Below are 15,198 nucleotides of genomic sequence, written 5' to 3' on the forward strand. Positions count from 1 at the left end.
TTTCAAATCCTATTAAAAAGCTTCTCCCGATTGAGAGAAGCCTTCTTCGTTCATTTATCTGTCACTTCCAAAGAAGTTCTTAAACGCTTGGAAAGTAGTATCACGGTTAAGAGCTGCAATAGAAGTTGTTAGAGGAATTCCTTTCGGACAAGACTGTACACAGTTTTGAGAGTTACCGCACTCTGCAAGTCCTCCATCATCCATAATCGCATTCAGACGCTCTTCTTTATTCATTTCACCAGTTGGATGTGCGTTAAACAGACGAACTTGTGAAAGCGGAGCAGGTCCAATAAAGTCTGAATTGCTGTTAACATTCGGACAAGCCTCTAAACAAACACCGCAAGTCATACACTTTGAAAGTTCATATGCCCATTGGCGTTTTGTTTCTGGCATTCTCGGTCCTGGACCAAGATCGTACGTACCATCGATCGGAATCCATGCTTTAACACGCTTAAGCGCATCAAACATTCTGCTTCTATCGATCGCGAGGTCACGAACAACTGGAAAAGTCTTCATTGGTTCAAGTCTGATCGGCTGTTCTAACTGATCAACGAGAGCCGTACAAGATTGACGGGGCTTTCCGTTGATAACCATTGAACATGCACCACAAACTTCTTCAAGACATCCCATCTCCCATGTTACGGGAGTCGTAGCTTCACCTTTTGCATTTACAGGATTTCTACGAATTTCCATAAGAGCAGATATAACGTTCATATTTGGACGATGCGGAATCTCAAACTCTTCTAAATACGGGGCAGTCTCTGGGTTATCCTGTCTTGAGATGATGAATTTCACCATTTTTGTGCTCATGTTTACACCCCTGCCTTCTTCTTAGAATAGTCACGTTTACGTGGCTGGATAAGCGAAACATCTACATCTTCGTACTCAAACTCAGGTCCGTTTGTTGCAGGATTAAATTTCGCTTTTGTTGTTTTTAACCATTGTTCATCATTACGTTCAGGGAAATCAGGTTTGTAATGCGCACCACGGCTCTCATCACGGTTTAATGCTCCAAGAGTAATAACACGTGCAAGCTGAAGCATGTGCCACAGCTGGCGAGTAAACGATGCACCTTGATTGCTCCACTTAGAAGTATCATTTATATTGATGTTTTTATAGCGCTGCATTAATTCCTGTATCTTTTCGTCTGTTTGTTTCAATTTATCATTGTATCTAACAACTGTTACATTATCAGTCATCCATTCTCCTAATTCTTTATGAATCACATATGCATTTTCCGTTCCATCCATAGAAAGGATGTTGTTATATACTTCTTGATCTTTCTTCACTTGGTTTTCGAATACAGAAGAAGAAACATCTTCGACTGTCTTTTCTAAACCTCTAATGTATTTTACCGCAGACGGCCCAGCCATCATTCCGCCAAAAATTGCAGATAATAGAGAGTTAGCTCCTAATCTGTTAGCACCGTGGTATTGGTACTCACACTCACCTGCAGCGAAAAGACCTGGAATGTTCGTCATTTGATCATAATCTACCCACATGCCGCCCATAGAATAGTGTACCGCAGGGAAGATCTTCATTGGAACTTTACGAGGATCATCACCCATGAACTTTTCATAAATCTCAATGATTCCACCAAGTTTAATATCTAGTTCTTTCGGATCTTTGTGTGAAAGATCCAGGTATACCATGTTCTCTCCATTAATACCAAGCTTTAAATCAACACAAACGTGGAAGATCTCACGTGTTGCGATATCACGCGGAACAAGGTTTCCATAAGCAGGATATTTCTCTTCAAGGAAATACCATGGCTTTCCATCTTTATATGTCCAAACACGGCCGCCTTCACCACGCGCAGATTCACTCATTAATCGAAGCTTATCATCACCTGGAATAGCTGTTGGATGAATTTGAATAAATTCACCATTGGCATAATGTACGCCCTGCTGATAAAGAGCTGACGCTGCTCCACCCGTGTTGATTACGGAGTTCGTAGATTTACCGAAGATGATACCAGGTCCGCCTGTTGCCATGATAACAGCATCTGCTGCAAAACTGACAATTTCCATAGTCTTTAAGTTTTGAGCAGTAACACCGCGGCATTGTCCTTCATCATCAATGATGGCAGATAGGAATTCCCAGCCTTCATACTTTGTAACAAGTCCTGCAACTTCATGACGGCGAACCTGCTCGTCAAGCGCATATAATAATTGCTGTCCTGTTGTCGCACCAGCAAACGCTGTACGGTGATGCTGAGTTCCTCCGAAACGGCGGAAATCAAGCAATCCTTCAGGTGTTCTGTTAAACATAACACCCATACGGTCCATCAAGTGGATAATTCCAGGAGCAGCATCACACATAGCTTTTACAGGCGGCTGATTTGCTAAGAAGTCACCGCCATAAACTGAATCATCAAAGTGTTCCCATGGTGAATCCCCTTCACCCTTTGTATTTACAGCACCGTTTATACCGCCTTGAGCACAAACAGAATGCGAACGTTTTACTGGAACTACTGAAAAGAGGTCGACATTTACACCAGCTTCAGCTGCTTTAATTGTAGCCATTAACCCGGCGAGACCTCCGCCAACAACGATAATTTTTTGATTACTCAATTTGTCTCACCCCTTTTAAATGAATGCAAAAATAGTACGTACGCTAACGATAGCAAGTGCTACGAACACACCCATCGTTACGTAAGTTGAAATCTTCTGTGAACGAGGCGAAACAGTAAGGCCCCAGCTGACAAAGAACGACCATAGTCCGTTAGCAAAATGAAATACTGCAGATAATACTCCGATTAAGTAGAACGCGATCATAAATGGAGAACTTAAAATATCAGCCATCATAGAGAAGTTTACTTCCGCCCCCAGCGCAGCCTGAACGCGTGTTTCCCAAACATGCCATGCAATGAAAATTAATGTGATAACTCCTGTTACACGCTGAACAAGGAACATCATATTGCGGAAATATCCATAGCGGCTAACGTTATTCTTAGCCTGGAATGTAATATAAAGACCATAAACCGCATGAAATAAAATCGGTAAGTAAATTACAAATGTTTCTAGGAAAATACGAAACGGCAGATTTTCCATAAAATGTGCTGCGGCATTAAATGCATCAGCATCCCTAGTTGCAAAATGGTTTACAACCAAGTGCTGAACGAGAAAAAGCCCTATAGGAATAACTCCTAAAAGTGAATGAATCCTTCTGTTTACAAAATCCTTACTGCCAGCCATTTTCTTGCCCCCTTCAAATTTAGCCTCTCTCTGGCTGCTAATCTTTTGTTCCTCTCCACATGTAAGCGTTTTAAGTTCCCTCTTTTTTAGAGGAAAAAGTGTTAAACAATTAGTTTAATCAACTAGCAACATGTCCATTTTACTCCCATCGTTTGACACCGTCAAGAAAACGCTAACAACTTAATTGGGATATTTTATTGATACATAAGCGTTTGTTCTTTATTACTTTTTCGACAAATACCGAGTTGCTATAGAGTTTGCTCCCTTAACCCGTTATAATAAAAATTAGAAAGAAGGGATGCAGAATGTTTAAACAAAAAACAAAGGACGAGACTACCCCTGTCGAAAAGCCTTCTGTTTCAGCTTTTGGGTACGAGATCCTTCGCAGCGATTTATTACCTGAACTTCTTGGTAAACAAGAAAGAAATATTCTATATTGGGCTGGCAGACACCTTGCCAGAAAATACCCTTTACATACAATGGAAGAAGTAAGTGCTTTTTTCAATGAAGCAGGCTGGGGTAATCTCGAAATGATTGAAGCATCAAAAACAGAAATGGTGTTCTCACTTCATTCGTTACTTATCGAACAGCGGATCGAGAATTTCCAGCACAACACTTTCAGTTTAGAAGCTGGTTTTCTAGCAGAACAAATTCAGCTGCAAAAAAAATGTACAACAGAAGCACTTGAGTCAATGAAACGCAATAAAGTTTCCATTACGGTCCAATGGGACAAAAAAGATACAATTGAATGAACAAAAGCCGGCTGATGCCGGCTTTCTTTAATTGTAAGGCTCTTTTCTAAAAGCCTATTTCTAAAAGATTGTTACTTTTAATATTTAAATGAGTACGCTTCCTTGAAAGTTGATTGGAGCGCAAGGTGCGAGACTCCTGCGGGTCGAGCGGGACAGGTGAGACTCCTAAGGGCGCAAAGCGCGAGGAGGCTCACCGCACGCCCCGCGGAAAACGAGTATCCTGAAGCGGAAATCAACTGCTTCTACTTAAAGCCGTCCGATAAAAGTCGATGGCAAATAATGCTTATTTTTGAACAGGAACACGTGCATCCAGTTCAAATGTGTCATGAAGAGTTTCAATTGATTTAATCATATCTTCCTGTTTCACTACAGTTGAAACTTTAATTTCAGATGTACTTACCATTTTAATCATCACATCTTGGTCGGATAGAGCTTTAAACATCATTGCCGCTACACCAGGGTTAGAGATCATTCCTGAACCAACGATGGAAACTTTAGCAAGATTGCCTTCATAGCTGATAGATTCAAAGCCTAGTTTATCTTGGTTTTCAGCAAGTACTTCTTGAGTATCTGACAATATACTGGAGTCGATAGAAAAAGAGATATTGGTCTTTTCCTGGTTCATCACGTTTTGAATGATAATGTCTACATTTATTCCGTTGCTTGCCAAGATCGTGAACAAATCCGACAAAGCATTAATTTCGTTTGGCATGTTGGTTACCGTAATCTTTGTTATGTTACCTTCAAAAGCTAAACCTCTAACCATTAAGTTTTGTTCCATAGTTGCTTCCTCCTCTACTAGCGTTCCTCGTTCATCACTCATACTTGATCTGACTTCTAAAACAATCGAATAGTTTTTTGCAAACTCCACAGCTCTCGGGTGCAAGACACCTGCCCCAAGATTAGCCATTTCAAGCATCTCATCATAAGAAATAGATGGTATTTTTCTTGCTGTCTTAACTGCACGAGGGTCAGTCGTGTAAACACCGGTAACATCTGTATAAATGTCACAGCGATCAGCTTTCAGAACGGCCGCCAGCGCTACAGCGGTTGTGTCTGATCCGCCTCTTCCAAGTGTTGCAATATCATTCGTCTCAGGAATCAAGCCTTGAAATCCTGCAACCACCACAATATTCCCGTCTTTCAACAAACCGTTGATCCGTTCAGAATCAATGTCTAGTATTCTGGCATTTGAATGATTATTCTCTGTTTGAATGCCTGCTTGCCAGCCTGTCAGGGAAAGGGCTTTATAACCTTCCTGATGCAAAGCCATCGTTAATAAGGCTATAGTGACTTGTTCACCTGTTGTGAGGAGCATATCCATTTCACGTTTAGAAGGATTTTTGCTGATTTCTCCAGCCAATCTGACAAGTTCATCTGTTGTTTTGCCCATTGCAGATACGACAACAACGACTTCATTGCCATTGTTGACTTCGTTAATAATTCTTTTTGCAGCGTTTTGGATCCGTTCAACCGAACCGACACTTGTACCGCCAAATTTTTGTACGATTCTCCCCATCTTCTCCAAATCCTTTCCTGTTTTAATTTTCTATCTCTTTAAGAAACAAAAAAGCAACAATAAGGAAAAACCCTATTGTTGCTATATCCGCAGCAAGCCAAGTTTGTTTCCCCCTAGTGAGATAGTCCTCCACACAAGTCCTGGGGGGAATTGTGTGACAGCTCTGTATTTATTCAATACAGGTCCAGCATAAAAGGCTAGAAGTCCTTTTAAACTTCGGCAAGAATCCCCTTTCTTCCACCCTCACAAGAGCTTCTTCTCTTCAGATGGGATACTATTGGTTCCTGCTCCTCTACCATCACTTCATCAGAAGCATGGCATATTTATAAAGTTGGTCTCATTTTAACAAAGTTACTAAATGACTGCAACTAGTCTTTTGATAAAAAAGCTTTGTTTATTTCTTCCGCAACTGCTCTTGGAACTCCCGCTTCCTGAATCTCTTCCACCGTTGCCTCTTTCATTTTTTTCATTGACCCGAAATGACGGAGCAGCATCTTCTTTCTTTTTTCTCCTATCCCAGCAATCCCATCCAAAATAGACTCGAACATACTTTTTGACCGGACTTTGCGATGAAAAGAAATGGCAAAACGGTGCACTTCATCCTGCACTCTTTGAAGCAAGTAAAATTCTTGGCTGTTTCTCGGAAGTTGAATCATCTCAGGCGGATCACCGAGCCATAATTGAGATGTACGGTGCTTCTCGTCCTTTGACAGCCCTGCCACAGGGATGAAAAGATTAAGTTCGTTTTCAAGTACATCTTGAGCAGCTGAAATCTGACCTTTCCCGCCATCAATAAGGATTAAGCTTGGCAATTCACCTTCTTCTCTAAGCAATCTCGAATACCTTCTGCGAACAACTTCCTTCATAGAAGCATAGTCATCAGGACCCTCTACAGATTTTATTTTATACTTTCGATAATCCTTTTTATAAGGCTTCCCGTCAACAAAGACAACCATAGCTGAAACTGGGTCTGTACCGTGAATGTTTGAGTTATCAAATGCCTCAATCCTATAAGGCGGAGCAATACCCATTCTTTCGCCTAAGTTTTCAACTGCTTTTATTGTCCGTGCTTCATCTTGCTCGATTAGTGCAAACTTTTCGTGCAGTGCAAGAGTTGCATTTTTTGTGGCCAATTCAACTAGTTCCTTCTTTTGCCCTTTTTGCGGCTGAAGAACTTTAACTTTAAGAAGCTCTTGAATCATATTAGCATCCACCTGTTTGGGCAAAAGAATTTCTTTTGGAAGCAGATGATTTTTTTGAAGATAAAACTGGCCAATAAAAGTAAGCAGGTCTTCGTGCGCTTCCCCGTAAAAAGGAAATACAGATATATCTCTAGCAATAACTTTCCCTTGACGAATAAAAAACACCTGTACACACATCCAGCCTTTATCGAAATGATAACCGAATACATCTCTGTCGACTAAATCGGAAGTCATCATCTTTTGTTTTTCCATAACGGCTTCAATATGCTGGATCTGGTCACGCAGCTCTTTTGCCCGTTCAAAATTTAAGGCTTCAGATGCTTCAAGCATTTTTTCTGACAGCTGTGTCTTCACATCCTGGTAACCGCCGTTCAGGAACTTTATGATACCTTCTACCATTTGTTTGTTCTGTTCATCTGAAACTTCATAAACACATGGACCAAGACATTGACCAATATGGTAATAGAGGCATACTCTTTTCGGCATCGTATCACATTTTCTTAGCGGAAAAATACGATCCAGAAGCTTTTTTGTTTCTTGTGCAGCATATGCGTTAACAAATGGACCAAAATATTTTCCGCCGTCTTTCTTAATCTTCCTTGTATATAAAAGACGAGGTTGTTTTTCAGAAGTAACTTTTAAGTATGGATAGCTTTTATCATCTTTTAACATGACGTTATAACGAGGATCATGTTTTTTGATTAAGTTCATCTCGAGAACTAAGGCTTCCATTTCAGTAGAAGTAACAATATATTCAAAGTCTCTGATCTCACTGACTAACCGCTGGGTTTTTCCGTCATGCGATCCAGAAAAATATGATTTCACTCTATTTTTTAATACTTTTGCTTTCCCTACATAGATTACTTTTCCAAATTCATTCTTCATTAAATAGCAGCCAGGCTGATCTGGAAGCAGCATTAATTTTTGTTTAATTGAGGTCAATATCTTTCCACCCCTCTGGTGTACCTGTTATTTAATCATAATATCATAGAAAATGACTTTTTTAGTTCTTTACCGCTCATCACTTTTTTGTTTACTTTATAAAAAAGCTCTTCTCTAAAAGATTGTTGCTTTTGGCTCATTTTTTTTATTCTCTTCATTGACAAGTTGATTGGAGTGCAAGGTGCGAGTCTCCTGCGGGAGCAGCGTGCCAGCTACCTGAGTATTCTTCTCGCAAGGCATGCGACGAGGAAGCTCGCTTCGTTAGGAGTTGCTTGTAGACGCAGGAGCACACATGCTTAATTGAGACTTCTAATGGCGCAAAGCGCCGAGAAGGCTCACCTCACGCCCCGCGGAAAGCGAGCATCCTGTAACGGAAATCAACCACTTCCAAAAGTATCAAAGTTTGCGAAAACAGCCTAAAAAAAGACCTGCAAAAGAAAGCAGGTCTTGGATGGCCATCATTCATTTGTATCACAGGAAGGATACTCTCTAATCTTTCTTACGGGTCTTCTCATTTCATTCCATATTCCTGGGATCACATTCCCTAAGTATTTCTTGAATGTAATAAATGAAGTACCTGTCGTTCTGACTTTGTAGGTGATTGGAACTTCTTTTTACCGTGTTCTTCTGGGGAACACTTTATTACCATTTGAGCGTGAACATACTGGTAACAAGTGGGGCAGGCTTTATTGGGAGCCATTTGCTTCGTTCCCTAAACTTTAGGCGTCAACAGCTCCCATAGAAAAAAGCCCGGAATACCGGGCTTTGACGATGTTTACTTATGTTTGTTTAAAAGCTCAACCAATGCGTCTTTTGGCTGGAAGCCTACAACTTGATCAACGACTTGGCCGTCTTTGAATACTAGAAGTGTAGGAATACTCATTACACCATATTTCCCAGCTGTTTCTTGGTTTTCATCTACATCAAGTTTAACAACTTTAACTTCTTCAAGCTCTTGGTCTAGTTCTTCAAGAACTGGAGCGATCATTTTACAAGGTCCGCACCAAGGTGCCCAGAAATCAGCAAGTACTAAACCTTCATTTGTTTCTGTATTAAATGTTTGATCTGATGCATTTACAATAGCCATTTATTTGGCCCTCCTTTTAAATTAACAAAGTGTAAACAAAGTATATCACCACAAATTACACAGTTGCTAATAGTTTGCTCAACTTTATGGTACCCAAGTTTTAATTATGACAAACGTTATATGGTTTTTGCCTCTTCTAGATGCTTGTGACAATTAAACAATTCACAAGACCAATTTTGGTCCTGAAGTTTAAAGATCGAAAGAGACGTATTATTTAATCCATACCACTTATCCGTTTTATCCTGTAAAAAAGATTTGTAAATCCTCACAAGGAGTGCGCCGTGAGTCACGATGAGAACTTTTTGGTTCTCGTGGTTCTGAACAATTTCCTTTAAAGCTTCTTGCCACCGTGTGTCAGCCAGCTCATTTGATTCCCTGCCGAGCTCAAGCTTAATCCAATCTTCTCCCCAGCGTTCTATTCTTTCAGCTTCAGTAGTTCCTTCTGTTTCTCCAAATGAGATCTCGCGCAGCCTATCATCCGGCAAAATATCCAGTCCTGTTAATTCCTGAATCGCTTCTGCGGTTTTAAAAGCTCTTGATAATGGACTCGCATAGATCGCATCCCATTTTTCTGTACGAAGACGTTCCGCAAGGGCTTTAGCCTGCTTTATTCCCTGTTCATTCAATGGAATATCCATACATCCTTGAGCCCTTCTTTCAATGTTCCAATCCGTTTCTCCATGGCGAATAAAGGCTATAGTCGTCACCAAAAACTCCCCCTCTTCAATACACATCAAAGTACATTGTTATCTTTTTAAAGGCTCTTTTCAAATAGATTGTTGTTTTTGAATCGTTTTTTAAAGACACTTCGTTGAAAAGTTGATTGGAGCGCAAGGTGCGAGACTCCTGCGTGCCAACCACCTGAATATACTTCTTGCAAGGCATGCGACGAGGAACACGCTTCTATGCTGTTTTGCTTGTAGACGCAGGAGCACACAAACTTCCTTGAAGGTGAGACCACGGCAGGCTTATTAGCCTCACCGCACGACCCGCGGAAAGCGAGCATCCTGGAGCGGAAATCAACCCTTTCAAATAGCAACAAAGCCCCATAAAAAAACGTCCAGCGAACCGGACGTTTTTGGGTATTCATTTTATACTAACACTTTTTTAAATTCTTCTGTTAACAAAGGTACTACTTCAAAGAGATCCCCAACAATTCCGTAGTCTGCTACTGAGAAGATGCTTGCTTCTGGATCTTTGTTGATAGCAACAATTACTTTTGAATTCGACATACCAGCTAAATGCTGAATAGCACCAGAGATTCCACAAGCGATGTACAAATCAGGTGTTACAACTTTACCTGTCTGGCCGATTTGAAGTGAGTAATCGCAATAATCTGCATCACATGCTCCGCGGGATGCCCCAACAGCTGCTCCCAGCACGTCTGCAAGTTCTTGAAGAGGCTTAAATCCATCTTCAGATTTCACTCCGCGTCCGCCAGCAACGATAATCTTTGCTTCTGATAAGTCAACACCTGTAGAAGCTTTGCGAACGACTTCTTTAACAATCGTTCTTAGATTCTTAATTTCAATAGATACAGATTTTACTTCTCCAGAACGTGATTCGTCTTTCTCTAATGGTGCGATATTGTTTGGACGAATTGTAACAAAGATTAGTCCATCATTGATTAATTTCTTTTCGAATGCTTTTCCTGAATATACTGGACGTGTAAACACAGTATTTTCACCCGCTTGTTCCAATCCAGTTACATCTGAGATCAGACCGGATTCTAAACGTGCTGCAAGTCTTGGTGATAAATCTTTTCCTAGTGATGTATGTCCGAAAACAATTGCTTCCGGTTTTTCTTCATCGATAATTTGTTTCAAAGCTTGATAGTAGCCATCTGTCGTATAGTTTGCGAGCTTTTCATTTTCCGCTGTAAGTACACGATCAGCCCCGTAATGAATTAATTCATTTGCAAGAGATTGTACAGAGTCGCCGCACAATACAGCAAATACTTCTCCCCCGCCTGAAATTTCTTTTGCTGCTGCAATCGCTTCAAATGATACGTTACGCAATGCACCGTCACGAGATTCTGCAAGTACTAAAACTTTTTTTGCCATGATGACTCCTCCTTATATAACCTTTGCTTCGTTTCTTAACAGAGATACAAGTTCTTTCACTTGATCTGCTGTGTCACCAGATAAGATTTTTCCAGCTTCCTTTTTAGGAGGAAGATAAATTTCTACTGTTTTTGTTTTAGCTTCTACATCGTCTTCATCAATATCAAGATCATCAAGCTCTAATGTTTCAAGGGGCTTTTTCTTAGCTTTCATAATCCCTGGAAGCGATGGGTAGCGCGGCTCATTCAAGCCTTGCTGTGCTGTCACCAGTAACGGAAGAGAAGTTTCAATCTTTTCTAGATCTCCTTCTACGTCGCGCTCAATATTTACAGTTGTACCGTTAATTTCAATTTTAGTTATCGTAGTTACATGAGGAATATCAAGCAGTTCTGCTAAACGCGGACCCACTTGTCCAGTTCCGTTATCAATCGCTACATTTCCGCCTAAAATGATGTCATATTCTTTATCTTTAAAATATGCAGCTAAAACGGAAGAAGTTGTGAACTGGTCCTGGCTGTCTAAGTCTTCGTTTGAAATAAGCACAGCTTGATCGGCACCCATAGCCAAAGCTGTACGAAGCTCTTTCTCAGAGTCTTCATCGCCCACAGTTACAACTGTAACGGTTCCGCCATGTGCATCTTTTAATGTGATCGCTTCTTCAATCGCATACTCGTCATAAGGATTGATGATAAATTCAGCACTGTCTTCGGAAATTTTATTATTTGTAACCGAGATCTTTTCTTCTGTATCAAAAGTACGTTTTAAAATAACAAAAATATTCATTATTTACCCCTCCTAATTATCGGTCCTGAAATACAGGCTTTCTTTTTTCTATGAATGCTTGGATCCCCTCTTGGCCATCATGGCTTTTAAAAGCTTTTCCAAACAATTCCTGTTCTTTCTCTGCGCCCTTTTCATAGAGACCATGTTTAGCATAATTCAGTAATTCTAATGTGTATTTAATGGATACAGCACTTTTTTCTGAAAAGCTCTCTGCCATTTTGTAAGCCTTTTCAAAAAGTTCTTCAGCTGGACAGGAGTCATTCGCTAATCCAAAAGATACAGCTTCTTTTCCTGAGATAGGCTGGCTGGATAAGAGCATCTCACATGCTTTCGGAACACCTACTAACTGAGGCAGCCTTTGAGTTCCTGCAAATCCTGGAATTAGACCTAGAGTCAGTTCCGGAAGACCAAGCTTTGCATCTTCTGCAACTAGTCTGATATGACAGCTCATCGCCAGTTCCAGACCGCCGCCGAGAGCTGCTCCGTGAATTGCAGCAATAACCGGTTTTGAAAATTGTTCAATACGGTTAAAAACGTCCTGGCCTTTCTTACCAAGCATAGCAAAACCTTTTTCATCAGGAACTTCCGTGAATTCCTTTATATCTGCTCCCGCTGAGAAAAAACGCCCTTCTCCAAGAATAACTACTGATTTTATCGAGTTGTCATTTTCTATTTGATCCAATGCTCCGTCAATTTCTTCGATCACACCGGTTGAAAGGGCATTAGCAGGTGCTCGGTTAAGCTTTATTGAGGCTACTTTACCTTGCTTTTCAACTTGTAAATAATTCACTTTATCAAACCTCCTCAAGAACGTTTTATTCTGTCTGTGCACATCTGACTGCCAGACCATTAACGAGCATTTGATGAACGGGGCCGGAAAGAGCGGGGAGATCATATCGATGATCATTCATTACCCAGTTGGTAGCCGTTTCATCTATTGTTCCGAAAATCATCTGTCGAGCAAGCCTGTAATCCATATCTCTTACAAACACACCTTCATTCATGCCATCGGTCAGTATGGAATCTATTAAGTTTAAATACCTCTTTAATACTTCCCCTATTTTTGCCCGAAGCTGTCTGTTTGTCTGGCGCAGCTCTAATTGCGTTACGATAGATAATTCGTAATCTGCAGTTAATTGCTTAAAGTGCATCTCGACGAGTGTTCTCAGTTTTTCAATCGCCGAATCATTGCTTCTGAGCTCATTTTCTGTTTTTTCGATAAAGGTCCCCATTTTCTCATTAAAAACAGAAACAAGCAGATCTTCTTTGTTCTTAAAATAAAGATAAATGGTGCCATCTGCGACACCTGCTTCTTTCGCTATCTTTGAAACCTGGGATTGATGGTAGCCGTGTTCTGCAATGACATTAACAGCAGCATCAATTATTTTTTCGTATTTTGGACCTTTTCGTTTCATAACTATCGCCTCATTTGTGTATAGCACAACCATATAAAAAAATGAATGATTGTTCATTCATAATTGTAAAACAAATCTTTCTTTTCTGTCAATTTCATTATGTCATTTTTTTATCTATGTTGACAAGCAGGAAGTTTTTAAAAGGCTGATTTCACAAACTTTGTTGCTTTGGGTAGTGGTTGATTTCCGTTCCAGGTGCTCGCTTTCCGCGGGGCGTGCGGTGAGCCCCCTAGGCTATTCAAGCCTGCCGGGGTCTCACCTGTCCCGCTGATCCCTCAGGAGTCTCGCACCTTGCGCTCCAATCAACTTGTCAAACGAACTGTCTCAACAAAATTCATTAAGAAAGAATCCTTTTGCGGATGCTTGGATCCCGCAGGGAGTTCTACCCAAAACAAAAACCGCACAATGGCGGTTTTTAAAAGTGAATCAGTTGTTTTGTTTTGCTTTTTCCCGCTCTTCTTCAAGAAGGACTCTTCTCAGAATCTTTCCTACCATCGTTTTAGGCAGTTCATCTCTAAATTCATAAAGTCTCGGCACTTTAAATGATGCCAGATGTTCACGGCAATATTTATTCAGCTCTTCTTCTGTACACTCGGCTCCATCTTTAAGTACAACAAAAGCTTTTACGGTCTCACCTCGATATTCATCAGGTACACCAACGACTACAGCTTCTTTTACACTTTCATGCTCGTATAGAACCTCTTCGACTTCACGAGGATAAATATTAAAGCCGCCCGCAATGATAAGGTCTTTTTTGCGATCAACAATGTAAAAGTAGCCTCTTTCATCCATGTAGCCCATATCACCCGTAATAAGCCAGTCGTCTCTAAAAACAGAAGCTGTTTCTTCAGGCTGATTCCAGTACCCTTTCATAACTTGAGGACCTCTTACAGCCAGTTCGCCGATCTCACCTGGTTCTGCCCATTCACCAGTTTCGGCAGATATAATAGCTGCTTCAGTATTCGGCCAAGGCATACCGATGCTTCCTTTTACCTGCTCTCCATAAATTAAATTTGCATGGGTTACTGGAGAAGCTTCAGTTAGACCATAACCTTCAACTAATGAACCCGAAATAACAGCCTGAAACTTTTCCTGAACTTCTAAAGGCAAAGCTGCTGAACCGCTTATACAAGCCTGGATGGAAGAAAGGTCATATTTCTTTAAATCCGGATGGTTCAAAAGTGCAATATACATGGTCGGAGCACCAGGAAATAGTGTTGGGCGTTCTTTATGAATCGTTTTCAAAACTTGTGCCGGATCGAATCGAGGAAGGATAATCATCTGCGCCTTCGTAATGATTCCTAAATTCATCACACAAGTCATCCCATACACATGGAAAAACGGCAGAGCCCCAAGTATCTTTTCTTTTCCATCACGATTCTTAAACATCCACGCGTTGCATTGCAAAGCATTGACGACAAGGTTTTTATGCGTAAGCATTACGCCTTTTGCAGGCCCTGTTGTTCCGCCAGTATACTGTAATAAAGCCAAATCTTCATCAGGGGAGATGCTGACTTCAGGCTTAATTGGCTTTGAACGCTTAAGCATTTCTGTAAAAGAATGAACTTCATGATTATAAGAAATGTTGACGACAACCGTTGGATTTTGCCTTTTTTGCACAAACGGGTAAAGCAGGTTTTTAGGAAATGGCAAATAGTCTTTGATACCTGTTATTATTACGTGCTCAACACTGGTATCATTCCTTACAGCAGATATTCTTCCAAAGAGCAGATCCAAGCTGACGATCACCTTTGCTCCACTGTCTGAAAGCTGATGGCGCAGCTCTCTTTCCGTATAAAGAGGGTTCGTCTGGACAACTATCCCGCCTAAGAACAAAGTACCGTAATAAGCAATTACCGCCTGAGGGCAGTTTGGCAGCATGATCGCTACGCGGTCCCCTTTTTTCACTCCTAGGGCTGAAAGTGAATGTGCAAACCGCAAAGAGCTTTCATACAGTTCACCGAACGTTAGAGTCTTGCCTAAAAAATGAACAGCAGTATTGTCTTTTTTCTGTTCTGCTGCTTCTTCTAAATACGCGAATAAAGGTTTGCTGTCGTAATCAAGATGTCCCGGAATTTCACTTGGGTAACTGTTAAGCCACCTTCTTTCCACTTGCATCTCCTCCTTTAATTCACGCCTTCCTTCAAAAATTTCTATATCTTTATTCCTATTATATTGAAAACGTATACAATTTTATATACTTTTTTAAAAATTAAAAATAATCGGTAAAATTTCAGC

13 protein-coding genes and 1 riboswitch are annotated in these 15,198 nt (G+C 40.7%); of the genes, 1 reads left to right on the plus strand and 12 read right to left on the minus strand.

Annotated elements, in window-relative coordinates; genetic code table 11:
* Window positions 1–54: 54 nt before the first annotated feature.
* From sdhB to ABE41_RS14050, 3 genes are read right to left on the minus strand one after another with little or no spacing between them, the layout of a single operon-like run.
* Window positions 55–810 (minus strand): succinate dehydrogenase iron-sulfur subunit, encoded by a 756-nt coding sequence (sdhB, locus tag ABE41_RS14040; RefSeq protein ID WP_066291494.1) that lies wholly within the window; start codon window positions 808–810, stop codon window positions 55–57.
* A gap of 2 nt (window positions 811–812) precedes the next feature.
* The gene (gene sdhA, locus ABE41_RS14045) at window positions 813–2,573 is read right to left on the minus strand and encodes a succinate dehydrogenase flavoprotein subunit (protein WP_066291498.1); all 1,761 of its coding nucleotides are present in this window, start codon (window positions 2,571–2,573) and stop codon (window positions 813–815) included.
* 15 nt (window positions 2,574–2,588) lie between these two features.
* Window positions 2,589–3,197, minus strand: a complete 609-nt coding sequence (locus tag ABE41_RS14050) for a succinate dehydrogenase cytochrome b558 subunit (protein WP_066291501.1) — start codon at window positions 3,195–3,197, stop codon at window positions 2,589–2,591.
* 305 nt (window positions 3,198–3,502) lie between these two features.
* Between ABE41_RS14050 and ABE41_RS14055 the strand changes: the two genes are divergently transcribed.
* On the plus strand, window positions 3,503–3,949 hold the full coding sequence (locus ABE41_RS14055) for a YslB family protein (RefSeq protein WP_066291502.1): 447 nt from the start codon (window positions 3,503–3,505) through the stop codon (window positions 3,947–3,949).
* Window positions 3,950–4,232: 283 nt separating this feature from the next.
* Here the strand turns inward: ABE41_RS14055 and ABE41_RS14060 are convergent, their stop codons facing one another.
* From ABE41_RS14060 to ABE41_RS14100, 9 genes are all read right to left on the minus strand, one after another.
* Window positions 4,233–5,468, minus strand: coding sequence for an aspartate kinase (locus ABE41_RS14060; RefSeq protein ID WP_066291504.1), 1,236 nt, complete (start codon window positions 5,466–5,468; stop codon window positions 4,233–4,235).
* Between the two features lie 114 nt (window positions 5,469–5,582).
* A riboswitch (Lysine riboswitch) is annotated at window positions 5,583–5,771 on the minus strand.
* Between the two features lie 65 nt (window positions 5,772–5,836).
* Complete coding sequence (gene uvrC / locus ABE41_RS14065; protein WP_066294870.1) at window positions 5,837–7,588, minus strand: excinuclease ABC subunit UvrC; 1,752 nt, start codon at window positions 7,586–7,588, stop codon at window positions 5,837–5,839.
* Between the two features lie 799 nt (window positions 7,589–8,387).
* Window positions 8,388–8,699 carry a thioredoxin gene (gene trxA, locus ABE41_RS14070; protein ID WP_066291505.1) on the minus strand — a complete coding sequence of 104 codons (312 nt, stop codon included), beginning with the start codon at window positions 8,697–8,699 and terminating at the stop codon, window positions 8,388–8,390.
* Window positions 8,700–8,815: 116 nt separating this feature from the next.
* Window positions 8,816–9,406, minus strand: a complete 591-nt coding sequence (locus ABE41_RS14075) for a histidine phosphatase family protein (protein ID WP_066291506.1) — start codon at window positions 9,404–9,406, stop codon at window positions 8,816–8,818.
* A gap of 384 nt (window positions 9,407–9,790) precedes the next feature.
* The gene (locus tag ABE41_RS14080; RefSeq protein WP_066291507.1) at window positions 9,791–10,762 is read right to left on the minus strand and encodes an electron transfer flavoprotein subunit alpha/FixB family protein; all 972 of its coding nucleotides are present in this window, start codon (window positions 10,760–10,762) and stop codon (window positions 9,791–9,793) included.
* 12 nt (window positions 10,763–10,774) lie between these two features.
* Window positions 10,775–11,545 (minus strand): electron transfer flavoprotein subunit beta/FixA family protein, encoded by a 771-nt coding sequence (locus ABE41_RS14085; RefSeq protein ID WP_066291509.1) that lies wholly within the window; start codon window positions 11,543–11,545, stop codon window positions 10,775–10,777.
* A 16-nt stretch (window positions 11,546–11,561) separates the two neighbouring features.
* Entirely contained in the window at window positions 11,562–12,335 is a 774-nt protein-coding gene (locus tag ABE41_RS14090) for an enoyl-CoA hydratase (protein ID WP_066291511.1), read from the minus strand.
* 25 nt (window positions 12,336–12,360) lie between these two features.
* Entirely contained in the window at window positions 12,361–12,960 is a 600-nt protein-coding gene (locus ABE41_RS14095) for a fatty acid metabolism transcriptional regulator FadR (RefSeq protein WP_066291512.1), read from the minus strand.
* Window positions 12,961–13,386: 426 nt separating this feature from the next.
* Window positions 13,387–15,078 carry a long-chain-fatty-acid--CoA ligase gene (locus ABE41_RS14100; protein ID WP_156774275.1) on the minus strand — a complete coding sequence of 564 codons (1,692 nt, stop codon included), beginning with the start codon at window positions 15,076–15,078 and terminating at the stop codon, window positions 13,387–13,389.
* Window positions 15,079–15,198 lie beyond the last annotated feature (120 nt).

Origin of the sequence: Fictibacillus arsenicus (assembly GCF_001642935.1) — a bacterium.
GTDB classification, from domain to species: Bacteria; Bacillota; Bacilli; order Bacillales; family Fictibacillaceae; genus Fictibacillus; species Fictibacillus arsenicus_B.